Genomic DNA, 23,805 nt, shown 5'->3' on the forward strand with positions numbered 1-23,805 from the left:
GTGGCGCGCATGGGTGTCACGGCGCGAAGGAACGGCGCGCACAGCGCGCCGACGGTCCTGCCCGCGGACCCGCCGGGGCCGGAACAGGACCCGGCGGCCGGCTCGCACCACAGCGCCGCGGACTGGTGCGGCCTGCACCCCGACGACCTGCCCGACGGGCTGCTGGTCGCCGACCACACCGGACGGGTGGTGTGCTTCAACTCCGCCGCCGCCCGGATCACCGCGCTGCGGCCGCAGGACGTCCTGGGGCGGCCCGTGGAGCAGGCCCTGCCGCTCGAAGACCTCGAAGGCCGCCGCTGGTGGCAGCTCACCGACCCCTACGGCGGCCTGGCGATCAGGGCCGGCCAGCCCGAGCGCAATCTGCTGCTGCCCGGCGGCCGTGAGGTGCTGGTCGCCGCCCGCTACGTCCGCGAGCGGCCCAAAGGGCCGGTACGCCGGCTGGTGGTCACCCTGCGCGGCACCGACGCCCGGCGGCGTACCGAACGCAGCCACGCCGAGCTGATCGCCACCGTCGCGCACGAACTGCGCTCACCGCTGACGTCGGTCAAGGGCTTCACCGCGACCCTGCTCGCCAAGTGGGAGCGCTTCACCGAGGACCAGAAGAAGCTGATGCTGGAGACCGTCGACGCCGACGCCAACCGCGTCACCCGGCTGATCGCCGAACTCCTGGACATCTCCCGCATCGACTCCGGCCGGCTCGAAGTGCGCCGCCAGCCGGTCGACCTGGCCGCGGCCGTACAGCGGCACGTCGACGGGCATGTCGCGGCGGGCCAGCGGCCGGACCGGTTCAGCCTGCGGGTCGGGCAGCCGCTGCCCGCGCTGTGGGCCGACCCGGACAAGATCGACCAGGTGCTCGGCAATCTGCTGGAAAACGCGGTGCGGCACGGCGAAGGGACTGTCACCATCGAGGTGGGACCCTCGTACGCCACCGGCGACCGGCGGTCCACCGGCACGGCGGTCACCGTGAGCGACGAGGGGCCAGGCATCCCGGAGGAGTCCATGAGCCGCGTGTTCACCCGCTTCTGGCGGGGCAGCAAGCGCGGCGGCACGGGCCTGGGCCTCTACATCGTCAAGGGCATCGTCGAGGCGCACGGCGGCACCATCGCGGTGGGCAGGGCGGCGGGCGGCGGCGCCGAATTCCGATTTATCCTGCCCGTCGGGGCACCCGCGTTCATGGCCTGAGGCGGCACCGCCGCCCGCGGCCCACCGGGACCGCCGCGACGGGCGAAAACCGCCGGTCCCCGCGGCGCCAGTAGACTCGTGCCCTGGCATGTGTCCGGTCGGGCAGAGCCTCCACCGGAACGTCGGCACGCGAGGCGCCCCCCACATCATCCATTTCGGAACGGGAAGAGATGTCGGCACCGAATAAGTCGTACGACCCTGTCGAGGTCGAGGCGCTCAAGCCGGACGCGATCGAGCGGATGCGCGCTGACGCGCTCGCCGCCATCGCGGCCGCGGGCGACCTCGAAGCACTCGCCCATGCGAAGACCGCGCACACCGGCGGCGGCTCGCCGCTGGCGCTCGCCAACCGCGAGATCGGCGCCCTGCCCCCGCAGGCCAAGGCCGAGGCGGGCAAGCGGGTGGGCCAGGCCCGCGGCGCGGTCAACCAGGCCCTGGCCGCCCGGCAGGCGGAACTGGAGGCCGAGCGCGACGCGCGGGTCCTGGTCGAGGAGGCCGTCGACGTCACCCTGCCGTACGACCGCCGCCCGGCCGGCGCCCGGCACCCGCTCACCACGCTGTCCGAGCGGATCGAGGACATCTTCGTGGCCATGGGCTACGAGGTCGCCGAAGGCCCCGAGGTCGAGGCCGAGTGGTTCAACTTCGACGCGCTGAACTTCCCGCCCGACCACCCGGCCCGCGAGACCCAGGACACCTTCTTCGTCGCGGGCCCCGACGGCCGCAGCGAGTCCGGCGTCGTGCTGCGCACCCACACCTCGCCGGTGCAGATCCGCGCCCTGCTGGAGCGCGACCTGCCCGTCTACGTGATCGCGCCGGGTCGCGTCTACCGCTCCGACGAGCTGGACGCCACCCACACCCCGGTCTTCGCGCAGGTCGAACTGCTCGCCGTGGACGAGGGCCTGACCATGGCCGACCTCAAGGGCACCCTGGACCACATGGTGGTCTCGCTGTTCGGCGAGGGCATGACCACCCGGCTGCGGCCCAACCACTTCCCCTTCACCGAGCCGTCCGCCGAGATGGACATGCTCTGCTACGTCTGCCGCGGCGCCTCCGTCGGGAATCCCGACCGCCCCTGCCGCACCTGCTCCTCCGAGGGCTGGATCGAACTCGGCGGCTGCGGTGTCGTCAACCCCCGGGTGCTCACCGCCTGCGGCGTGGACCCGGAGAAGTACAGCGGCTTCGCGTTCGGCTTCGGCATCGAGCGGATGCTGATGTTCCGCCACAACGTCGAGGACATGCGAGACATCGTCGAGGGTGACGTGCGCTTCACCCTCCCGTTCGGGATGGAGATCTGATGCGGGTCCCGCTTTCTTGGCTGCGGGAGTACGTCGACCTGCCCGCCGGAGTCACCGGCCGCGACGTCCAGGCCAAGCTCATCTCCGCCGGCCTGGAGGTCGAGACCGTCGACCAGCTCGGCGCCGGGCTCAAGGGCCCGCTGGTCGTCGGCCGGGTGCTGACCATCGAGGAGCTGGAGGGCTTCAAGAAGCCGATCCGCTTCTGTACGGTCGACGTCGCCGACGCCAACGGCAGCGGCGAGCCGCAGGAGATCGTCTGCGGCGCCCGCAACTTCGCCGTCGGCGACAAGGTCGTGGTGATCCTGCCCGGCGGTGTCCTGCCCGGCGACTTCCAGATCTCCGCCCGCAAGACCTACGGCCACACCTCGCACGGCATGATCTGCTCCGCCCGCGAACTGGGCATGGGCGAGGACCACGACGGCATCATCGTGCTGCCGTCCGACGCCGAGCCCGGCACCGACGCGATCGAGCTGCTCGAACTGGTCGACGAGGTGCTGGACATCGCGGTCACCCCCGACCGCGGCTACTGCCTGTCGCTGCGCGGGGTCGCCCGCGAGGCCGCCATCGCCTACGGGGTGCCGCTGCGCGATCCCGCGCTGCTCGACGTGCCCGCGCACAACGGCGACGGCTACCCGGTGCGGATCGCCGACCCGGACGGCTGCGACCGCTTCACCGCCCGTACGGTGACCGGCCTCGACCCCCGGGCGCACTCGCCGATCTGGCTCCAGCGGCGGCTGCAGAAGGTCGGCATGCGCCCGATCTCGCTCACCGTCGACATCACCAACTACGTGATGCTCGAAGTGGGCCAGCCGCTGCACGCCTACGACCGGTCCCGGATCGACGGGCCGATCGGCGTGCGCCGCGCACAGCCCGGCGAGAAGCTGACCACCCTGGACGGTGCCGAGCGGATCCTCGGCACCGAGGACCTGGTCATCACCGACAACAGCGGGCCGATCGGCCTGGCCGGCATCATGGGCGGCGCCAACACCGAGATCGCCGACGCCGCCGAGGGCGAGGGCACCACCGACGTCGTCATCGAGGCCGCGCACTTCGCGCCGATCCCGATCGCCCGCACCTCGCGCCGGCACAAGCTCGGCTCCGAGGCGTCCCGGCGCTTCGAACGCGGCACCGACCCGCTCGCCACCTCCGCCGCCGTGCAGCGCACCGTCGACCTGCTGGTCGGCCTGGCCGGCGGCACCGCGGAGCCCGGCGTCACCGAGATCGCCGCACCGTCGCAGCCGCGCACCATCGCGATGGCCGCCGACCACCCCGACCGGGTTGCCGGCACCGCGTACGGCCGCGAGACCGTCGTCCGCCGCCTCCAGGAGATCGGCTGCGAGGTCCGGGGCGGCGACGAGCTGACCGTCACCGTGCCGTCCTGGCGCCCCGACCTGTCGTACCCCAACGACCTCGCGGAAGAGGTCATCAGGCTCGAAGGCTACGAGAACCTGCCCTCGACCCTGCCGCAGCCGCCCGCGGGCCGCGGCCTGACCGGGTCGCAGCTGCTGCGCCGCCGGGTCGGCCGGGTGCTGGCCGGCGCCGGCTACGTCGAGGCGCTGAGCTACCCCTTCGTCGGCGCGGAGGTCTTCGACCAGCTCGGCCTGGACGCGGACGACGCGCGGCGCCGTACGGTACGGCTCGCCAACCCGCTCGACGACACCGAGCCGGCGCTGCGCACCACGCTGCTGCCCGGGCTGCTCGCCACGCTGCGCCGCAACCTCGGGCGCGGCGCGCACGACCTCGCGCTGTACGAGACCGGGCTGGTCTTCCTGCCCGGCGCCGAGCAGGTCCTGCCGCCGCGGCTGACGATCGACCGGCGGCCCACCGACGAGGAGATCGCCGCGCTCCAGGCGGCGCTGCCCGACCAGCCGCGGCGGGTCGGCGCGGTGCTGGCCGGCGCGCGCGAGCTGCCCGGCTGGTGGGGCGCGGGCCACACCGCGACCTGGGCCGACGCGATCGAGGCCGCACGGACCGTCGCCGGTGAGGCCGGCGTCACCCTCACCGTGCGGGCCGGCCAGTACGCGCCCTTCCACCCCGGGCGGTGCGCCGTCCTGCTGGCGGGCGAGGCGGTCGTGGGGCACGCGGGTGAACTCCACCCCCGGGTCACCAAGGCCTTCGGGGTGCCCGAGCGGACGTGCGCGATGGAGATCGACCTCGACCTGGTCGAGGCGGCCGGCGGCGAGCGCGCCACCGGGCCGCGGGTCTCGACCTTCCCCGTGGCCACGCAGGACGTCGCCCTCGTGGTCGACGCGGGGGTTCCGGCCGCGGACGTCGAGGCGGCGCTGCGGGCGGGCGCCGGTGAACTGCTCGAATCGGTACGCCTCTTCGACATCTTCACCGGGCCGCAGATCGGCGAGGGCCGCAAGTCCCTTGCGTATGCGCTGCGCTTCCGGGCGGCGGACCGCACGCTGACCGCGGAGGAGGCGTCGGGGGCGCGTGACGCCGCCGTCGCCTCGGCGGCGGGCCGTACGAACGCCACCCTCCGCGGCGCCTGACCCTCCCGGCTGAGGGGGCCCGCCCGGGCCCCCTCACCCCCTGGGGGCGTGCCACTTGCGGCGGCATTCGCACTTGCGGTGCGTCTCGGCCGGCCGCGCAGTTCCCCGCGCCCCTGACGGGCCGCGTCCACCTCCCCCTGCGGCAGAGGACACCCCAGAGCCGCGGGGAACTGCGCGCGCAACCACGACGGTGGTGAAGGCGAGACGCCACCGCAAGTGGCACCCCCCCCAGGGGCGCGGGGAACTGCGCGACGAGCCACGACGCACCGCAAGTGTGAAGCCCACCGCGAGTGGCACTCCCAGGGGCGCGGGGAACTGCGCGACGAGCCACGACGCACCGCAAGTGTGAAGCCCACCGCGAGTGGCACCCCCAGGGGCGCGGGGAACTGCGCGACAAGCCCCCACGCAGCCGCAAGCACGCGGCCCCGCCGCGAGTGGCACCCCCGTCGCGGGGAACCGCGAGGAGCCACGACGGGCCGTCGGGTGGGACGGGCGGCCACCCGGGGGCGCGGGGCCAACGCCAGAGACATTGGTACAGGCGCCGCAGGCGGTCGCTCGATCGGGTGACCGGTCGGAACGTCATGGGCGCGGCGCGGAGCCAGCGTCCACAATCGGGGGACGCCAAGAGCCGCAAGGGGGAGCCGGCCGCATGAGCCTGATGCGAACCATCCGCGGCCTGCGCCGCACACCGTGGGCGCCGCTGTCCGCGGCCTGGGTGGCAGCCATGGGCATCCTGGCCTGGCAGGTGCCCCAGGGCACCGACGTGCTGCCCGCACTCGCCGTCACCCCTGCGCTGAGCGCGGCGGCCGGCGCGCGCCGCCGCGCGGTGCTCGCCAGCGGCACACTCGCGCTGGCCGCGCTGTGCACCGACCTCGCGGACGACTCCGTCGCCCTCGCCGGCCCGGCGGCCGGAACCGCCGGCACCGTCATGGCGGTCATAGCCGTGGGCGTGTGGACCGCCGGCCGCGACACCCTGCGCTCCGCCGAACTGCTCCGCACCCGCGAGATCGCCGTGGCCGCCCAGCAGGTGCTGCTGCGTCCGCTGCCGAGCCGGGTCGGCGATGTGACGGTCACCGGCGAGTATCTGTCGGCCAGCCACGGCGCCCGGGTCGGCGGCGACTTCTACGAGGTGCTGGAGACCCCGTACGGCGTACGCGCGCTGATCGGGGACGCGCGCGGGCACGGCCTGCCCGCGATCGGCCTGGTCGCGGCGCTGCTCGGCAGTTTCCGCGAGGCCGCGCACCACGAGGCGGAGCTGTCCGGGGTGGTGCGGCGGCTCGACGGCGCCATGCACCGGCACCTGAGCGAGCGCGCCGACGACGAGGATCTGGCCGCCGAGGAGTTCGCGACCGTTCAGCTGGTGCAGCTCACCGAGGACGGCGGCCTGCTCGCCGTCAACTGCGGCCACCCGCCGCCGTATCTCCTCGGGCCGCGGACCGGCCAGCTGGCGCTGGGCGAGCCGCTGCCGCCGCTCGGCCTGTTCGACCCCCGCCGCACCCACGTACCCGTGCACCGCGAGCGGCTGGACCCGGGGGAGGGGCTGCTGCTCTACACCGACGGGGTGCCCGACGCGCGGGACGGCGCCGGGCGCTTCTTCCCGCTGCCCGACACCGTGGCCGCGCTGGCGTCCACCCGGGTCCACGGGCCCGAGGTCGCCGCCCGGCTACGCGCGGAGATCGTCCAGCACACCGGCGGCCGGTCGTCCGACGACGTCGCCCTGCTCGTCCTGTCCCGCGACACCTGCTCGCGCGCCCCCCGCTCCCGCGCCACCGTGCTGTCGGCGCCGTAGCCGCTACGAGCCGGCCCGCGACTCCCGGGAACGGCGGTGATAGGCGGGTGCCGTGCCGGTGAAGAAGTCCTTGCGGTAGATCCCGTGCCGCAACTCGGCCGCGTAACCGTCGAGTTCCGGCATCCCCATGGCCCGTGCCACCGCCAGTTCGGCTTCGACGTCGTAGGGCACCCGTACGAACTGCAGGGAGAAGGGCGCGTCGTCCGGGGAGCCGCAGACCCCCTCCGCGATGACATAGACCGGGGTCGGGTCGTCAAGGCTGTTGCCGACGCTTCCGGTGTTGAACACCGTCCGGCGCTCCCGGTCCACCTCGTAGTACGGGTCGTGGGTGTCGCCGTAACCGACCACCGTGGGCGGCGGGCCGTCCCCGGTGGCGGGCGTGTTGCTGAACAGCTCCAGGAACTCGGCCTCGTCGTGGTCGAAGCGGATCCGCCGGTGCACCGAGGTGGGGGACGCGTGGAAGAGCCGCACCTGGCGGCCGCTGATCAGGAAGTCGTGGCTGAAGGGCAGGCCGCGTAGCCACTCGCCCTGCCCCGCGGAGAGCTGGGCGAGCCACCACGCCAGTGCCGCGCTGTCGTCGTCCCGGTCGGGGTCGGGCAGGGCGTCGTCCCAGTTCCCGAGGATGTTCACCTCGCAGCGCTCCCGGCAGACGTCCACCACCTCCTTTCCGCGCGGCCCCTTGCCCACGTAGTCGCCGAGGTTGAAGATCCTGGTGATCCCCCGGGCGTCGATGTCGTCGAGGACGGCTTCGAGCGCCGTCAGGTTTCCATGGACGTCGGAGATCAGAGCGATGCGTTCGAGGTCTTGGCGCATGGGGCATCCTTGCATCCGGTACGCGCCAGGGCCGCGACGGCCCTGCGACGGTTTCGGCACAGGTGCGGGCTCGCGGGCTCCGTCACCCGGCTGCCGCCGCACCTGTGGCCGGTCGCGCCGTTCCGGGCGACGGTGGCGGGGTGCGCGGGCACGCGTTCTTCTGGTCGTCCGAGGAGGTACGGACGTGGCCGAACAGACAGCCGGTGCGGCGGAGGAAGAGCCGAAGGCCGGGCAGGACACCGGGCCGCGGCCCGTGCTGCCGCGCGGGGTGCCGACCGTCGTGGTCGACGGCCTGCATGTGGTCTACCGGATCTACGGCGCCGGCACCGGCCACGGCAATGCCACCATGGCGCTGCGCCGGGTGCTGCTGCGGCAGGGCGCGCCCAGTGTGCAGACCGTGCACGCGATCAAGGACGTCAGCTTCACCGCCTACCGCGGCGAGGCGATCGGCATCATCGGTTCCAACGGCTCGGGCAAGTCCACCCTGCTCAAGGCCATCGCGGGCCTGCTCCCGCCCGACCGCGGCCGGGTCTACACCGACGGCCAGCCCTCGCTGCTCGGGGTGAACGCGGCGCTGATGAACGACCTGACCGGGGCCACCAACGTGATTCTCGGAGCGCTCGCGATGGGCATGTCCCAGGTGGAGGTCCACCAGCGCTACCAGGGCATCGTCGACTTCTCCGGGATCAACGAGAAGGACGACTTCATCTCGCTGCCGATGCGTACGTACTCCTCCGGCATGGCGGCCCGGCTGCGGTTCTCGATCGCGGCGGCCAAGAACCACGACGTGCTGATGATCGACGAGGCGCTGGCCACCGGCGACCGCGACTTCCAGCGCCGCTCGGAGGAGCGCATCCGCGAGCTGCGCAAGGAGGCCGGCACGGTCTTCCTGGTCAGCCACAACAACACCTCCATCCGCGACACCTGTGACCGGGTGCTGTGGCTGGAGAAGGGCGAGCTGCTGATGGACGGCCCCACCGACACCGTGATCAAGGCCTACGAGGATCACACCGGCGGCAGCTGAGCCCGGGCCGGGCGGATCCGGGCCGGGCGGTACGGGGCCGGCAGGGGTCAGTACGGGTAGAAGCCGGCGCCCGACTTACGGCCGAGCCGTCCGGCGTCCACCATCCGCTGCAGGATCGGCGGGGCGGCGTACAGCGGCTCCTTGTACTCGGCGTACATCGAGTCGGCGATGGCGGCGATGGTGTCGAGGCCGATCAGGTCGGACAGCTTGAGCGGACCCATCGGGTGGGCGCAGCCCATCTCCATGCCGTTGTCGATGTCCTCACGGGTCGCCATGCCCGACTCGAACATCCGGATCGCGGAGAGCAGGTATGGCACGAGCAGCGCGTTCACCACGAAGCCCGAGCGGTCCTGGGCCCGGATCGCGTGCTTGCCCAGGACGCCGGTGACAAGGTGTTCCGCGCGCTTGAGGGTCTCACTGCCGGTGGTGAGCGCCGGGATCAGCTCGACCAGCGCCTGCACGGGCGCCGGGTTGAAGAAGTGGATGCCCAGCACATGGTCCGGGCGGGAGGTCGCCACCGCCAGCCTGACCAGCGGGATCGACGAGGTGTTGGACGCCAGGATCGCGTCCTTTCGGGTCACCACCTGGTCGAGCACCCGGAAGATGTCGGTCTTGACCTGCTCGTTCTCCACGACGGCCTCGATGACCAGATCGCGGTCGGCGAATTCGCCGAGATCCGTGGTGAAGCTCAGCCTGCCGAGCGCCGCGTCGCGCTGCTCGGCGGTGATCTTGCCGCGCTCCGCCGCCTTGCCGAGCGAGTGGGTGAGCCGGGCCCGGCCCAGCTCCAGCGCCTCGCCCGTGGTCTCGGCGACCCGGACGTCGAGACCCGCCTTCGCGCACACCTCGGCGATCCCGGAACCCATCTGGCCCGCGCCGACCACACCGACGCGCTCGATGTCACTCACTCGACCAGCCCTTCGCGCAGCTTCACGTTGACCGGACAGACGTTACCGCTGTCAGGACGCGGTGACGCGGGTGGGACCGGCGCGGGCCGGTGCCACCCGCGTCACGCGGGGGTCGTCGGGCGGGTCGGACGGTCAGGTCTTCGTGCAGGCCTTGCCGTTCAGCGTGAAGGCGGCAGGCACCGCCGCGGTCCCCTGGACCACGCCGCCGAAGCCGAAGACGGCGTTGCCGCCCGCCGGGATCGAGGTCGACCAGCTCGGCGCGGTGACCGAGACGGCCGCCCCGCTCTGCGTGTAGTTCGCGCTCCACAGCGAACTGATCGTCTCACCGGCGGTGAACGACCAGCCGAGCTGCCAGGCGTTGACCGCGCTGCTGCCGGTGTTGGTGACCGTGACGGACGCCTGGAAGCCGCCGGGCCACTGGTTGGTGATCGCGTAGCCGACCGTGCAGGACCCGGACGACGGGCTGGTGGGCGGGGTTGTGGGCGGGGTCGTCGGGGGAGTGGTCGGAGGTGTGGTGGGCGGAGTGGTCGGAGGCGTGGTCGGGGGAGTCGTCGGAGGTGTGGTCGGCGGGGTCGTACCGCCGCCGGTGTCCGTGGTGTCGCCGTAGATGATGCCGCGGCCGTTGGTCGCGACGTACACCCGGCCGAAGACCCGCGGGTCGCCGGTGATGGCGCTGTTGGTGACGCCGTACTGGTGGGCGTTGTCGTTGATCCGCACCCAGGTCGCGCCCGCGTCGGTGGAGCGGAAGATGCCGCGGACGCCGCCGACCTTCGCGCTGCTGTAGAGGGCCTGGTAGGAGGCACCTGGCGCGGCCTTGCCGAAGCCGATGTTGTCGGCCTCCTGCACGCCCGCCAGCTTGGTGAAGGACGCCCCGGAGTTGGTGGAGTGCCACAGCCCGTACGTGCTGCCGCTGCCGCCCGCCACCCAGACGTCGCCCTCGGTGCCCGGCAGCGCCTTGAGCTTGGCGTTCTCCGTGGGCAGCCCGGTGGCCGCGGTGGCGGTGAAGGTCGCGCCGCCGTCCGTGCTCAGGTAGAACCTGCCGCCGGACAGGCCGTAGAACTTCTTCGGATTCACCCGGTCGGACCCGATCGCGGCGCCGGTCGGGATGCCGCTGGAGGCGGACCAGGAGTTGCCGAAGCCGACGGAGTAGTTGACGCCGGTGCCCGCCGGGCTCCACAGGAAGCGGCTGCCGTCGGCCGCCGCGGCGACCGTACCGCCGCCGCTGACGCCGGACGGGTCGCTGCCGGCGAACCAGTTGGCGCCGTCGTCGGTGGAGAAGGAGACATGGGCGCCGGTGTCCGCGTTGCCGACCCTGACCATGGTGTTCGCGCTGGTGGCCGCGAAGTCCAGGCTCGTGGTGGTGGTGAAGTTCGGCTGGGTGAACATCATCGGCGGGACCGCGGTGAGGTCGGTGTGCCGGAAGCCGCCGATGTCACCGAGCGCGCTGATCAGCGGCGCGCCGGACGGCGGGCTGATCAGGTCCTGGACCGAGGTCTCCTCCAGGCCCCTGGCGTTCGGCTTGATGGTGAACTTGGTGCCGGTGTCCCAGTTGGTGAGGTTGTCGGTGCCGTAGACGGTGGCGCCGGTGCCGTACCACATGCGGTTGGAGTTGAAGGGGTCGATCTCCAGCGACTCGGTCATCCAGCCGAGCTTGGGGGTCTCCTCCGGCGGCGACGGGTTGGCGCCCCAGCTCAGCCACGGGGACGCGGAGATGTCCATGGTGTAGCGGTCGCTGCGGGTCGGGTAGCTGGGGGTGTCCCAGGCCCGGGTCCAGGTGGCTCCGCTGTCGGTGCTCCGGAAGATCTGCGTGTCGGCCCACCAGGAGCTGTAGCCGGTGACCATGACGGTGCCCGGGTGCTGCCGGTCGACGGTCAGGCCGCTGTAGCCGAAGTACGTGTCGGCGTCCGACATCGGGCTGATGTTCGTCCAGGTGCCGGTCGCGGTCGCGTACCGCCAGACCTGGCCCTTGGCGCCGTCGTAGGGGCCGCCGGTGTCGCTGGTGGCGAGATAGAGGTAGCCGTTCACCGAGTCCAGTACGCCCTTGTGGGCGATGTAGCCGGTGGGCTGGCCGGCCAGCCGGGACCAGGTGGCGCCGCCGTCGGTCGAGCGGTAGACGGTGTTGGCCTTGTCGGCCACGCCCACGTAGATGGTCTGCGTGGTGGCGCCCTTGGTGCCGGTGCGCGGGTCGAACGTCACCCACACGTCGCCCTGGTTGTCGCTCTGGTAGCCGGTGCTGTCGGACGCGTCGGCCACGTAGTTGCCCACGTTGGGGAAGGCGGTGACCTTCGCCCAGGTGACGCCCGAGTCGGTGCTGCGCCACAGGCCGTTGCCGCTGGGGGCGGCGAAGTACAGCACGCTGTCCTTGTTGGGGTCGATGGCCAGCCGCTCACCCATGCCGCGGCCGGGCATGTTGCCGCCGAGCTTGAACGGCAGCGCGGTCGCCGACCAGGTCGCCCCGCGGTCCGAGGAGCGCAGGATCGAGCCGTTGCTGGGGTCCCAGGAGTTGGTGTACATGCCGACCGCCGCGTACACCTTGTCCGGTGCCAGCGCGTCGGTGGCCAGGCTGACCACGCCGTTCTTGTTCCAGTCGGTCCAGCCCGCGGAGTCCAGCAGCGGAGTCCAGGACTTCGTGGACTCGTTCCAGCGGTAGGCGCCGCCGATGTCGGTACGGGCGTAGGCGAGGTTCTTCTCCGACTGGTTGAAGATGATGCCGGGGACGAAGCCGCCGCCGCCGATCTGCACGTTCTTCCAGCTGTACGCGTCGGAGACGGCGGCCGGCGCCGCACTTGCCGCGCTCTTGCCGGTGGCGGCGGCGGTCGCGGAGGCGACGGTGACGGCGCCCCCGATCAGGGAGAGTGCCGCGACGAGCGCGGCGAGGGGTCTGCGAAGCATGGGGGCGTCCTTGGAGTGGGGGGCGGACGGGTTCTCGTGGGAGCGCTCCCACGAGAGGTCCGATGATAGCGGGCCCGTTCGGGCCCGAGAAGGCCTTTGCTGACGATCCGCCCTCGGGGGGCGCGGGCTCCGGCGGCTCCCCTTGCGCCAGGGGGCGCGCCTCCCCGGGCGCGGGGCCCGGTCCCGCTGCGGCAGGGGGCGCCCGTCCGCTGGCGCGGGCCTGAGGGTGCCGGCTGCGTCGGCGGGTGCGCTTCCGCCGGGGGCGGGGGGTGTGCGGTTCCCTTCGGCAGGGGGTACGCCTCCCCCGGAGGTGCGGGTCCTGCGGTTCCCTTCGGCAAGGGGGTGCCCACCCGCTGATGCGGGGCTGGGGTCCCCTGACGCATGCCCCGCGGGGGCGCGGGGAACTGCGCGCTCAGCCGTCCACCGGCCGGTGGTCCGGATCGGACCGATCTGCCCCTTTGGGTCGGTGGCGACCCGCGCCCCGGTGGTGGGCTGGTCGCGCGGTTCCCCGCGCCCCTGCGGGGTGGTGGCGGTGGGTTGCCATGCGACCGTCGTGGTGGGTTGCTCGCGCCGTTCCTCGCGCCCCTGGGGTGGTGCGGCGCGTTCGTACGTGGCGGTGGGTGGTGGGCTGGTCGCGCAGTTCCCCGCGCCCCTGCGGGGTGGTGGCGGTGGGTTGCCACACGACGGTCGTGGTGGGTTGCTCGCGCAGTTCCTCGCGCCCCTGCTGGGCACGTCCCGCCGTGCGGACAGCGCTCCACCGCCGTGGCTGGTCGCACAGTTCCTCGCGCCCCTGGGGGCCGGGCGCCCAGTTTCAGGCTCCCCCGCGCGGGCGGCGCAGATGCTCGCGCTACTGGCGGTGCGGGTGATACGTAGAGCGGGGCTCCGGGGCTCGCCCGGATGACGCCGGCTCAGGAGGCAGACATGGAACGGCTCTCACGCAGAACGCTCACCGCGGCGGCAGCCGGCGGCGCCGCCGCCGCGGCACTTCCGCCGGCGGCGGCGCACGCGGCCCCGGGCGCAGACGCGAGCGGCGGCGGCCCCCACGGACGCCCACCGCACAGGGCGGAGCTGCGCGGCATGTGGATCGCGACCGTCGCGAACACCGACTGGCCCTCGGCGCCGGGCCTGGCGCCCGACGTCCAGCGGCGCGAACTGCTGGACCTGCTCGACCTCGCCGTCGAGCGGCGGCTGAACGCCGTCATGTTCCAGGTGCGCCCCACCGCGGACGCCTTCTGGCCCTCGCCCTACGAGCCGTGGGCCGCGTACCTGACGGGGACCCAGGGCCGCGATCCCGGCTGGGACCCGCTGGGCACCGCCGTGCGCGAGGCGCACCGCCGCGGGCTCGAACTGCACGCCTGGTTCAACCCCTACCGCGTGGCGAACAGCGCCGACCCCGCCCTTCTCGCCCCCACCCACCCGGCGCGGCTGCACCCGGAGTGGACGGTCGTTTACGGCGGCAAGCTCTACTACAACCCCGGCCTGCCCGAGGTCCGCCGCTTCGTGCAGGACGCGATGCTCGACGCGGTCCGCCGCTATCCGGTCGACGCGGTCCACTGGGACGACTACTTCTACCCCTACCCGGTCGCGGGCCAGGTCTTCGACGACGCCGCCGCCTACGCGTGCTACGGCGCCGGCTTCCCCGACCGCGACGCCTGGCGGCGGCACAACACCGACCTGCTGGTACGCGAGACCGCCGCCCGTATCAAGGCCATCCGCCCGGGCACGCGGTTCGGCATCAGCCCCTTCGGCGTCTGGCGCAACGCCGCCACCGACCCGCTCGGCTCGGCCACGGCCGCCGGCGTACAGACCTACGACGACCTGCACGCCGACACCCGCGGGTGGGTCCTGCGGGAGTGGATCGACTACATCGTGCCGCAGGTCTACTGGAACATCGGCTTCGCCGCCGCCGACTACGCCGTCCTCGTGCCGTGGTGGTCCGACGTCGTCGCCGGCACCCGGGTACGGCTCTACATCGGGGAGGCGCTGTACAAGGTCGGGGTCGCGGGACAGCCCGCGGCCTGGCAGGACCAGGCCGAGCTGTCCCGGCACCTCACCTTCGACGCAGGCCACCCGGAAGTACGCGGCAACGTCTACTTCTCCGCCACCCAGGTCGCCGCCGATCCGCTCGGCGCGATGAGCCGGGTGGTCGCCGACCACTACCCGACGCGGGCGCGCACCCCGGCCGGATAAAACCGGTCGAACGCCCGGGCGGCGCCCTGTTACGGTCGGTGACGTGGCGAAACTGAACCAGATCATCGCGGTCGAGAAGGGCGTCAAGGCCAAGGCGCAGCAGGAGTTGACGGCAGCTCAGCACGACCTGCAGAAGCCCGCGCTGCTTTCCGGTATATCCAGGACCTACCAGCCCAAGGACGAGGAGGGTGAGCAGCTGCCGCCCGAGTCGACCAGGGTGCAGGTCCAGGCGGAGGGCGCGCTGCGGGCCACCGTGGACGCGCTGACCCGGCTGTTCGACGTGACCGCCACCAAGGACTGGGCCAACTGCGAGGCGCGCGCCGATGTCACCGTCGACGGCCGGGTGGTCGTCGCGGCGGTGCCGGTGTCGTATCTGCTCTTCCTGGAGAAGCAGTTGACCGACCTGCACGGCTTCGTACGCCGGCTGCCGGTGCTCGACGCCGCCGAGTCGTGGACCCTCGACCCGTCCAGCGACGCGTGGAAGACCGAACCGGTGCGGACCATCCGTACCAGGAAGGTGCCGCGCAACCACGTGAAGGCCGAGGCGACAGAGAACCACCCGGCCCAGGTGGAGGTCTACTACGAGGACGTGCCGGTCGGTTACTGGACCACGGTCAAGTTCTCCGGCGCGCTGCCCGCCCGCCGGGTGAACGAACTCCTCTCCAGGATCGAGAAGTTGCAGCAGGCGGTGAAGTTCGCCCGCGAGGAGGCGAACGGCGCCGAGGTCACCGACCAGCGGGTCGGCGACGCCGTGCTCGGGTATCTGTTCAGCGGCTGATCCCACCCCCCAAGACCCCCCTCCGCCTGTGTGCGGAGGGGTGCGCGAGGAGCGCAAAGCTGAAACTGAAGTTCGTCGTGAGCGACGCGGATTCGCCGTCAATCTCAGACTCTTGCTCCAGACTCAGCATTCGCCGCCGCTCGCCGTACCGACCGGTCGCGGTCCGGGTCGTCAGGTGCCGGTTCGAATCCGGTCCGCCGCTCTCCTTTCCTGCGGCGGTAGTTCAATGGCAGAACGAGACGACATGACGATTGAACCGTCGGCACGACAGGCACGGTGAGGCCTTCGGCGGCATCACCAGGGACCCGGAGGATGGACAAAACCTCCGGGTCCCGCTCCTTGTCCCGCCGCGGTCGCGCGCCCGGGGACGGCCCCCCTCCCGGCGGCGGTCTCCTTGAGCACATCGAGGAAGGCCGCGGCGGCAGCCGTACGGTGCAGGTCGCGGCAGGTGGCCGCGCAGACCTCGCGCACCGGCGGCTCGCCGGCCCGGCAGCGGCACCAGCGCCACATCGGGCCGCACCGCGCCCACCGCCAGCGACGGCAGCAGCGTGACGCCGAGCCCCTGCGCCACAAAGCCCAGCTTGGCCAGCCAGTCGGCCACCGCCAGGCTGACCCGGGGCTGGAACCCGCTGCCCGGCGGGCGGGCGGGGCCGGTAACGGGCGGTCCCGGTCCGGCGGTGCGGGGCCGACGGGTCGGGCCGGGGGCGCGCAGGGCCTACGCTGAGGGATCATGCACCGATTCAGTACGCCGTGGGGCGACCTCGACCTGACCCGCTACCCGGCGGAACCCCGCGAGCAGCTGCGGGCCTGGGACGCCGCGGACGACTACCTGCTGCGGCACCTCGCGGAGACCGCCCCCGCCGCCGGCGGCACGACCGTGGTGCTCGGCGACCGCTGGGGCGCCCTGACCACCGCGCTCGCCGACCGGCACCCGGTGCAGATCTCCGACTCCTTCCTCGGGCAGCAGGCGACCCGGGCGAATCTGCGCAGGATCGGCGCCGAGGACGCGGCGCGGCTGCTGTCGCCCCGGGACACCCCGCCCGAGCGGGTCGATCTGCTGGTGGTCCGGGTGCCCAGGAGCCTGGGCCTGCTGGAGGACCAGCTGCACGCGCTGGCGCCCGCGGTCCACCAGGACACGGTCGTGGTCGGCGCCGGCATGGTCACCGAGATCCACACCTCGACACTGGCGCTCTTCGAGCGGATCCTCGGCCCGACCACCACCTCGCTCGCCGTCCGCAAGGCCCGGCTGATCCACTGCACCCCCGACCCCGACCTGCCCCGCAGCTCAGGCCCGTGGCCGCTGCGTTACGCCCTGCCCGACGACGTCGGCCCGCTGTCGGGGCGTACGGTCACCAACCACGCCGGCATCTTCTGCGCCGACCGGCTCGACCTCGGCACCCGGCTGCTGCTCGCCCACCTGCCCCGGCGGCAGGGACCCGACCGGGTGATCGACCTGGGCTGCGGCAACGGCGTCGTCGGTACCGCGGCGGCGGTCGCCAACCCCGCCTCCGACGTGCTCTTCACCGACGAGTCCTACCAGGCGGTCGCCTCGGCCGAGGCGACCTTCCGGGAGAACGCCGATCCGGCCACCGCGGCGGAGTTCCTGGTCGCCGACGCGGCGACCGGCGTACCGGCCGGCAGCGCCGACCTCGTACTGAACAACCCGCCCTTCCACTCCCACCGCGCCACCAGCGACAGCGGCGCCCGCCGGATGTTCGCCACCGCACGGGCCGCGCTGCGCCCCGGCGGTGAGCTGTGGGTGGTCGGCAACCGCCACCTGGGCTACCACGTACGGCTGCGGCGGCTGTTCGGGAACTGCGACGTGGTGGCGTCCGACCCGAAGTTCGTGGTCCTGCGCGCGGTCAGGCAGCCGCCCCGGGCGCACTGACGTCAGGCGGCCTCGACGGCCGCCTTGATCCGCCCGGCGAAGGCGGCGGCGTCCCTGCGGGCGGCCAGCAGGGCGAGGCCCACCAGGAGTCTGCCGACGCCGTGGCCCTCCAGGACGTTGAAGACCGTCACCCGGGTGCCGCCACCGGGCAGCGGCGCCAGGTCGTAGCCGCCCTCCTTGGACGTCACGGTGTTCGTGGACAGCTCGGTCCAGCGGATCCTGGTCGGCGGCTGGAATTCGCTGATCCGGAATTCGCGCCTGGTCGTCATGCCGGCGTCCTTGACGGTGCTCGCGTAGACGGTGCCGACCGCCGTGGGGCCGTCCGTCGTCCTGGTGATCTCCTGCACCCGGGGGCTGAACTCCGGGTCGTGGGTGCCGTCCGCGAGGTAGGCGAAGACCTCCTCGATGGGGCGGTCGATCTCGGCGGTTCCCTCGAATCTGCCGGCCATGTTCTCTCCTCTTCCTCCTGCGCGCGCATACGCCCGGTCGGGCGTGCGGGCATCGTCGCAGAGCGGCCGGGCGGAGAACGGCAGGCTCGCGAGGCGTGCGGCGGGGCCGCGGGCGCCGCGGTGGATACGCCGGTCGTGGCGGGGCGTGCCGCCGATCGTATGGGGGAGTGCGGTGCGCCGGCGGCGGGCCGCAGGGGTTCCCCGGCGAGCGTCCGCTGCGGTTGCACCGCCATGCGCCCGGCGGTGGCGGGTGCATGGCCTGGGGGTCGGCTGGCGGTACGGGGGTCCGCGTCCGCCGATCCCTGTGGGCGGCAGGGGTTCCTGGGCGGGTCCGCCGTGGCTTTGCCACCGGGCCCCTGGCGGTGGCGGGTGGGTGACCGGGGGGTCGGTCGGGGCCGGCACGGGGGCCGGCGCCTGTACCCCCACCGCGGGCTGCGAGCCGTAATGCCGTTGTACGGTTCCCGCCCGGGCCTCTAGCCTCTCGTGCATCGGCGTGTAGCTCAGCAGCAGAGCACCGGGCTGTGGTCCCGGAGGGAGCAGGGGCGGCACCTGTCATGCCGGCTTATGGACGACGACGCTGAACAGCAGCTTCCCGACGGGTCCAGTGGACCCGCTTCCTACCCGCGGGCCCAGCTGGCCAGGGCGTTCCTGACCGCGCTGACCCACGACGACGCCGGCACACGCAACCGCGCGGTGGAGCGGCACGCCGGCCGGCCGGACCTGGCGCCGGCCCGCGCCGTGCTGCGGCAGCTGGGCGAACTGAGCGTGCAGACCTTTCCCGGCACGCTGCTGCCCAACCGGCTGGTGCGGGAATTCGGCGTCCTGGCGGAACAGGCCGACCTCGGCGCGCCGTTCGTCGAGGAACTGGCGGCGGACATCTTCATGGGCACCTTCACGCCGAAATACCTCGCCGCCGCGCGCATCGCCGCGGACCTGCTCCGCGGCACGCTGTACGAGCGCTACTACGGCATCGACTACGCGGCGGTGCGCGACCTCGCGCTCGCCGAAGCGGACGGGGCGCCGACGCGTACCACCGGTATCCGGCGGCCACGCGCGTCGGCCGGATTCGCGCGGCTGTGCGCCGAGCGGGCCGGCTCCGGTGCGCGTACCGGGTCGGTGGCCGCCAACGGCAGGATCATCGAGCAGGCCCAGATCCTCACCACGCACAACCTGGCGACCCTCGTCGCCCGGGTCGGCATCGCCCCCGCCCCGGGCTGGCCGGACCCGGCCCGGCGCTGCTTCACCACCGTGTGCCGGATGACGGCCCAGGTCCAGGGCAATCCGCGGCCGATGTCCTCCGTCAAGGACGCGGCCTACGCGTGGCGCCAGATGCTCTTCCACCTGCCGCTGTGCGATCCCGCCGAGCAGGCCCGGGTGATCGCCGGGCTCGACGAGGAGGCGGCCCGCTTCCCCGCCCATGTCGCGGCCCGCCTCGCCCCCGCGCTGACCGGACTGCGCCAGGCCGCAGCCGGCGCCGCACCGGACTCTTCCGGCGGACGCCTTCTCCTCGGCTGGACCACCCGGCCCCACTGGCTCGCCCAGGCCCCCGGGGGCTCCCCGGCACGCTGAACCGCGAACGGGTCACGGCGGGAGCTGACTGAGCGCTCCAGCCTGCGGCGTTCGCCCGTCCGGGTCAGGCGTCGGGGTGTCGGCACGGCTCCGGGTCAGCGCGGGGTGAGGACGCAGAATTCGTTGCCCTCGGGGTCGGCCATGCACGTCCACGGGACGTCGCCCTGGCCGAGGTCGACGTCGGTGGCGCCGAGGGCCCGCAGCCGGGCCACCTCCGCGGCTTGATCGTCACCGGGGTACGGGCGGACGTCGAGGTGGGTGCGGTTCTTCACGGTCTTCACGTCGGGCGTGCGGAGGAACTCCAGATACGGTCCGACCGCCTTGGCGGAGCGCAGCACCGCGTGATCGTCGGTCACCTCGTGCAGGGTCCAGTCCATCGCCTCGCCCCAGAACCGCGCCATGGCCCGCGGGTCCACGCAGTCGACCGCCACCGCGGCCATCGGCCCGGTGTCCCAGTAGACCTCCCGCGGCTCCAGCACGCAGAACTCGTTGCCCTCGGGGTCGGCCAGAACCGTCCACGGGACGTCGCCCTGGCCCACGTCGGCGGGCTTCGCGCCGAGCGCCCGGAGCCGTTCGACCCATTCCGCCTGATGGGCCGCCGAGGTGGTGGCGAGGTCGAGGTGCACACGGTTCTTCACCGTCTTGGGTTCCGGGACCCGAAGGACGTCGATGAAGATGGCGGCGGGGTCGGGGTAAGCGAGGCCCACGGGTTCGATGTTGGTCACCCCGGGCCCCTCGCTGTCAACACCCCAGCCGAGCGCCTCCGCCCAGAACCGGCCGAGCGCGGAGTCGTCCCGAGCGTTCATCGCAATTTGCACCAGCCGTGTCGCCATTCCGCCGACCCTACGTACACCGCCCTGCGACGACAAACGCATATCCCGCCACCAGGCCCGAGCCCGCCCCGCCCGCTCCCCGTCAGGGCAGGGCGAGCACGCAGAACTCATGGCCCTCCGGGTCGGCCAGAACCGTCCACGGGACGTCGCCCTGGCCCACGTCGGCGGGCGTCGCGCCGAGCGCCCGGAGGCGTTCGACCAGCTCCGCCCGGTGGGCCGCCGAGGTGGTGGCGAGATCGAGGTGCAGACGGTTCTTCGCCGGCGTCTTGGCCTCCGGGACGGTCACGACGTCCACGCAGACGGTGACCGGGTGCGGCCAGGCCACGTCGCCGGCGGGGGCGACGTAGGTGGTCGCCGGTCCCTCGGCGGCGACGGTCCAGCCGAGCGCCGCCGCCCAGAACCGGCCGACCGCCGAGGTGTCACGGGCCTTGATGTTCACCTGGACAGGTCGCAGCGCCACGCCGGCGATCCTATGCTCCCGCTCTGCAAAGCCTTCCGCAGTGCCGGGTGCAAGTTTTTGCATAAAAGTGCGGGTCGCCGTATAGTCATGCTCTCGACGAGGAGGGTTCGATGGCGTTGCGGGCGGCGGTTGCCGGGGCGAGCGGGTATGCGGGCGGGGAGGTGCTGCGGCTGCTGGTCGGGCACCCCGGGGTCGAGATCGGGGCGGTGACCGGGAATTCCAGTGTCGGGCAGCGGCTCGGCGGGTCGCAGCCGCATCTGCTGCCACTCGCGGACCGGGTGCTGGAGACCACCTCGGCCGAGGTGCTGGCCGGGCACGACGTGGTCTTCCTCGCGCTGCCGCACGGGCAGTCCGCGGCCGTGGCCGAGCAGCTCGGCGGCGACGTGCTCGTGGTCGACATGGGCGCCGACTTCCGGCTCAAGGACGCGGCGGACTGGGAGCGTTTCTACGGCTCCCCGCACGCCGGCACCTGGCCGTACGGGCTGCCCGAGCTGCCCGGCGCCCGGGCCGCGCTGGCCGGGACCAAACGGATCGCCGTACCCGGCTGCTACCCGACGGCCGTGTCGCTCGCGCTCGTACCCGCCTACGCCGCCGCGCTCGCCGAGGACGAGGCCGTGATCGTCGCCGCGTCCGGCACGTCGGGCGCGGGCAAGGCCGCCAAGCCGCATCTGCTGGGCTCCGAGGTCATGGGGTCGATGACCCCGTACGGCGTCGGCGGCGGCCACCGGCACACCCCCGAGATGATCCAGAACCTCAGCGCCGCGGCCGGCACCCGGGTCGGCGTCTCCTTCACGCCCACCCTGGCGCCGATGTCCCGCGGCATCCTCGCCACCTGCACGGCCAAGGCCCGCCCCGGCGTCACCGCCGCCGACGTCCGCGCCGCCTACGAGAAGGCGTACTCCGACGAGCCGTTCGTCCACCTGCTGCCGGAGGGCCAGTGGCCCGCCACCGCGTCGGTCCACGGCTCCAACGCCGTTCACCTCCAGGTGGCCTACGACCAGGACGCGCGGCGGATCATCGCGATCAGCGCCATCGACAACCTGGCCAAGGGCACCGCGGGCGGCGCGGTGCAGAGCATGAACATCGCCCTCGGGCTGCCCGAGGGCACGGGACTTTCCACGATCGGAGTCGCCCCATGAGCGTGACCGCAGCGAAAGGATTCCGGGCGGCGGGCATCGCCGCCGGGATCAAGGCCAACGGGAACCCGGACCTGGCCCTGGTGGTCAACGCCGGGCCGCGCCGCGCCGCCGCGGGCGTCTTCACCTCCAACCGGGTGAAGGCCGCCCCCGTGCTGTGGTCGGAGCAGGTGCTCAAGGGCGGCGCGGTGACCGCCGTCGTCCTCAACTCCGGTGGCGCCAACGCCTGTACGGGACCGCAGGGCTTCCAGGACACCCACGCCACCGCGGAGCGGGCCGCCGAGGTGCTGGGGCACAGCGCGGGCGAGATCGCGGTGGCCTCCACCGGTCTGATCGGCCTGCTGCTGCCGATGGACAAGCTGCTGCCGGGCATCGGGCAGGCCGCTGCCGAACTGTCCGAGCACGGCGGCGAGAAGGCCGCCATCGCCATCAAGACCACCGACACCGTCCACAAGACCGCGGTGGCGCAGGGCGAGGGGGGCTGGACCGTCGGCGGTATGGCCAAGGGCGCGGGCATGCTCGCGCCGGGCCTGGCTACCATGCTGGTGGTGCTCACCACCGACGCCGACGTGGACACCGCGACGCTCGACAAGGCGCTGCGGGACGCCACCCGGGTCACCTTCGACCGGGCCGACTCCGACGGCTGCATGTCGACCAACGACACCGTGCTGCTGCTGGCCTCCGGCGCCTCCGGTGCCACTCCCGGCTACGACGACTTCGCCGACGCGGTCCGTACGGTCTGCGCCGACCTGGCCCGGCAGCTGATCGGGGACGCGGAGGGCGCGAGCAAGGACATCAGGATCGAGATCGTGGGCGCGGCCAGCGAGGAGGACGCGGTCGAGGTCGGCCGGTCCGTCGCGCGCAGCAATCTGCTCAAGTGCGCGATCCACGGCGAGGACCCCAACTGGGGCCGGGTGCTGTCCGCGATCGGCACCACGTCTGCCGCCTTCGAGCCGGACCGGCTGAGCGTGGCCATCAACGGCGTGTGGGTGTGCAGGAACGGCTCGGTCGGCGAGGACCGCGACCTGGTCGACATGCGCTTCCGGGAGGTCGTGATCACCGCGGACCTGGCCGCGGGCGACGCGTCGGCGGTGATCTGGACCAACGACCTCACCGCCGACTACGTCCACGAGAACAGCGCGTACAGCTCATGACGGCCCGCAAGCACTCCGCCCTGCCCAAGGCGCAGGTGCTCATCGAGGCGCTGCCCTGGCTGACCCGGCACAACGGCCGGGTCGTGGTGATCAAGTTCGGCGGCAACGCCATGGTCGACGAGGAGCTGAAGGCCGCCTTCGCACAGGACGTGGTCTTCCTGCGGCAGGCCGGCCTCAAGCCGGTCGTCGTGCACGGCGGCGGCCCGCAGATCAACGCGCAGCTCGACCGGCACGGCCTGGTCAGCGAGTTCAAGGCCGGGCTGCGGGTCACCACGCCCGAGGCGATGGACGTGGTCCGGATGGTGCTGGCCGGGCAGGTGCAGCGCGAGCTGGTCGGGCTGCTCAACCAGCACGGCCCGCTCGCGGTCGGCCTGACCGGCGAGGACGCGCACACCATCACCGCGGTCAAGCACTTCCCGGTCATCGACGGCGAGGCCGTCGACATCGGGCGGGTCGGCGAGATCACCGCCATCGACACCGGCGCGATCGAGGCGCTGCTCGCCGACGGCCGTATCCCGGTGATCTCGTCCATCGCCAGGGCCGCCGACGACGGGCACATCTACAACGTCAACGCCGACACCGCCGCCGCCGCGCTGGCCGCGGCGCTCGACGCCGAGACGCTGATGGTGCTCACCGACGTCGAGGGCCTGTACGAGGACTGGCCCAACAGCGACGACGTGATCAGCCGGCTCACCGCCACCGAGCTGGAGAAGCTGCTGCCCGGCCTGTCCAGCGGCATGGTCCCGAAGATGCGCGGCTGCCTGCACGCGGTACGCAACGGCGTGCACACCGCCCGCGTCATCGACGGCCGGGTCCAGCACGCGATCCTGCTGGAGATCTTCACCGACGAGGGCATCGGCACCATGGTCGTCCCCGACCTCCCGCCGGCGCCCGCGGCCGAGCACGTACCGGAACAGGCAACCGCAGAAGGGGGAACACGGTGACCACCACCACGG

Annotated in this window: 18 protein-coding genes, 1 tRNA gene and 1 pseudogene; 13 read left to right on the top strand and 7 right to left on the bottom strand. The window is 73.0% G+C overall.

Features of this window, described 5'->3' with window-relative positions; genetic code table 11:
- Window positions 1-9: 9 nt before the first annotated feature.
- The 4 genes from OHA86_RS31005 to OHA86_RS31020 all read left to right on the top strand — a co-directional run bounded on the left by OHA86_RS31005 (window position 10) and on the right by OHA86_RS31020 (window position 6,758).
- Window positions 10-1,182, top strand: coding sequence for a sensor histidine kinase (locus OHA86_RS31005; RefSeq protein WP_329180583.1), 1,173 nt, complete (start codon window positions 10-12; stop codon window positions 1,180-1,182).
- Between the two features lie 170 nt (window positions 1,183-1,352).
- The gene (gene pheS, locus OHA86_RS31010; RefSeq protein ID WP_329180585.1) at window positions 1,353-2,474 is read left to right on the top strand and encodes a phenylalanine--tRNA ligase subunit alpha; all 1,122 of its coding nucleotides are present in this window, start codon (window positions 1,353-1,355) and stop codon (window positions 2,472-2,474) included.
- Complete coding sequence (gene pheT, locus OHA86_RS31015) at window positions 2,474-4,969, top strand: phenylalanine--tRNA ligase subunit beta (protein ID WP_329180587.1); 2,496 nt, start codon at window positions 2,474-2,476, stop codon at window positions 4,967-4,969. The genes pheS and pheT overlap by 1 nt, the downstream gene beginning before the upstream one ends.
- A gap of 649 nt (window positions 4,970-5,618) precedes the next feature.
- Window positions 5,619-6,758 (top strand): PP2C family protein-serine/threonine phosphatase, encoded by a 1,140-nt coding sequence (locus tag OHA86_RS31020; RefSeq protein ID WP_329180589.1) that lies wholly within the window; start codon window positions 5,619-5,621, stop codon window positions 6,756-6,758.
- Window positions 6,759-6,761: 3 nt separating this feature from the next.
- Here the strand turns inward: OHA86_RS31020 and OHA86_RS31025 are convergent, their stop codons facing one another.
- The gene (locus OHA86_RS31025) at window positions 6,762-7,571 is read right to left on the bottom strand and encodes a metallophosphoesterase family protein (RefSeq protein WP_329180591.1); all 810 of its coding nucleotides are present in this window, start codon (window positions 7,569-7,571) and stop codon (window positions 6,762-6,764) included.
- 184 nt (window positions 7,572-7,755) lie between these two features.
- On the opposite strand from OHA86_RS31025, the gene OHA86_RS31030 reads away from it, so the two are divergent.
- Window positions 7,756-8,595: an ABC transporter ATP-binding protein gene (locus OHA86_RS31030; protein WP_443071922.1), complete on the top strand. Its 840-nt coding sequence runs from the start codon at window positions 7,756-7,758 to the stop codon at window positions 8,593-8,595.
- A 47-nt stretch (window positions 8,596-8,642) separates the two neighbouring features.
- On the opposite strand, the gene OHA86_RS31035 is transcribed toward OHA86_RS31030, so the two are convergent.
- Together OHA86_RS31035 and OHA86_RS31040 are read right to left on the bottom strand one after the other, a co-directional pair.
- Window positions 8,643-9,500, bottom strand: a complete 858-nt coding sequence (locus OHA86_RS31035) for a 3-hydroxybutyryl-CoA dehydrogenase (protein WP_329180594.1) — start codon at window positions 9,498-9,500, stop codon at window positions 8,643-8,645.
- Between the two features lie 132 nt (window positions 9,501-9,632).
- Window positions 9,633-12,392 carry a cellulose binding domain-containing protein gene (locus OHA86_RS31040; protein ID WP_329180597.1) on the bottom strand — a complete coding sequence of 920 codons (2,760 nt, stop codon included), beginning with the start codon at window positions 12,390-12,392 and terminating at the stop codon, window positions 9,633-9,635.
- A 921-nt stretch (window positions 12,393-13,313) separates the two neighbouring features.
- Between OHA86_RS31040 and OHA86_RS31045 the strand changes: the two genes are divergently transcribed.
- Both OHA86_RS31045 and OHA86_RS31050 read left to right on the top strand, forming a co-directional pair.
- Window positions 13,314-14,582, top strand: a complete 1,269-nt coding sequence (locus OHA86_RS31045; RefSeq protein WP_329180599.1) for a glycoside hydrolase family 10 protein — start codon at window positions 13,314-13,316, stop codon at window positions 14,580-14,582.
- A gap of 43 nt (window positions 14,583-14,625) precedes the next feature.
- The gene (locus OHA86_RS31050) at window positions 14,626-15,360 is read left to right on the top strand and encodes a DUF7873 family protein (protein ID WP_329180601.1); all 735 of its coding nucleotides are present in this window, start codon (window positions 14,626-14,628) and stop codon (window positions 15,358-15,360) included.
- Window positions 15,361-15,583: 223 nt separating this feature from the next.
- On the opposite strand, the gene OHA86_RS31055 is transcribed toward OHA86_RS31050, so the two are convergent.
- A complete protein-coding gene (locus OHA86_RS31055; RefSeq protein ID WP_443072032.1) occupies window positions 15,584-16,072 on the bottom strand; it encodes a LysR substrate-binding domain-containing protein in 489 nt (162 codons plus the stop codon).
- A gap of 18 nt (window positions 16,073-16,090) precedes the next feature.
- On the opposite strand from OHA86_RS31055, the gene OHA86_RS31060 reads away from it, so the two are divergent.
- Window positions 16,091-17,248 (top strand): methyltransferase, encoded by a 1,158-nt coding sequence (locus OHA86_RS31060; RefSeq protein ID WP_329180605.1) that lies wholly within the window; start codon window positions 16,091-16,093, stop codon window positions 17,246-17,248.
- A gap of 2 nt (window positions 17,249-17,250) precedes the next feature.
- Here the strand turns inward: OHA86_RS31060 and OHA86_RS31065 are convergent, their stop codons facing one another.
- Window positions 17,251-17,697: an SRPBCC family protein gene (locus tag OHA86_RS31065; RefSeq protein ID WP_329180607.1), complete on the bottom strand. Its 447-nt coding sequence runs from the start codon at window positions 17,695-17,697 to the stop codon at window positions 17,251-17,253.
- Between the two features lie 489 nt (window positions 17,698-18,186).
- Here OHA86_RS31065 and OHA86_RS31070 point away from each other — a divergent pair.
- Together OHA86_RS31070 and OHA86_RS31075 are read left to right on the top strand one after the other, a co-directional pair.
- Window positions 18,187-18,258, top strand: a tRNA-His gene (locus OHA86_RS31070).
- A 3-nt stretch (window positions 18,259-18,261) separates the two neighbouring features.
- Complete coding sequence (locus OHA86_RS31075) at window positions 18,262-19,266, top strand: hypothetical protein (RefSeq protein ID WP_443071923.1); 1,005 nt, start codon at window positions 18,262-18,264, stop codon at window positions 19,264-19,266.
- Window positions 19,267-19,361: 95 nt separating this feature from the next.
- Here the strand turns inward: OHA86_RS31075 and OHA86_RS31080 are convergent, their stop codons facing one another.
- Window positions 19,362-20,099 carry a VOC family protein gene (locus OHA86_RS31080; protein ID WP_329180609.1) on the bottom strand — a complete coding sequence of 246 codons (738 nt, stop codon included), beginning with the start codon at window positions 20,097-20,099 and terminating at the stop codon, window positions 19,362-19,364.
- A gap of 94 nt (window positions 20,100-20,193) precedes the next feature.
- Window positions 20,194-20,559 (bottom strand): annotated as a pseudogene (locus OHA86_RS31085) (VOC family protein); the annotation flags it as partial.
- Between the two features lie 110 nt (window positions 20,560-20,669).
- Between OHA86_RS31085 and argC the strand changes: the two are divergent.
- From argC to argB, 3 genes are read left to right on the top strand one after another with little or no spacing between them, the layout of a single operon-like run.
- Window positions 20,670-21,698, top strand: a complete 1,029-nt coding sequence (gene argC / locus OHA86_RS31090) for an N-acetyl-gamma-glutamyl-phosphate reductase (RefSeq protein WP_329180610.1) — start codon at window positions 20,670-20,672, stop codon at window positions 21,696-21,698.
- On the top strand, window positions 21,695-22,849 hold the full coding sequence (gene argJ, locus OHA86_RS31095) for a bifunctional glutamate N-acetyltransferase/amino-acid acetyltransferase ArgJ (protein WP_329180611.1): 1,155 nt from the start codon (window positions 21,695-21,697) through the stop codon (window positions 22,847-22,849). The genes argC and argJ overlap by 4 nt, the downstream gene beginning before the upstream one ends.
- Window positions 22,846-23,793: an acetylglutamate kinase gene (argB, locus tag OHA86_RS31100; protein ID WP_329180612.1), complete on the top strand. Its 948-nt coding sequence runs from the start codon at window positions 22,846-22,848 to the stop codon at window positions 23,791-23,793. Before argJ ends, argB begins: the two co-directional genes overlap by 4 nt.
- Window positions 23,794-23,805: the final 12 nt, after the last annotated feature.

It is taken from the genome of Streptomyces sp. NBC_01477 (genome assembly GCF_036227245.1).
GTDB lineage: Bacteria > Actinomycetota > Actinomycetes > Streptomycetales > Streptomycetaceae > Actinacidiphila.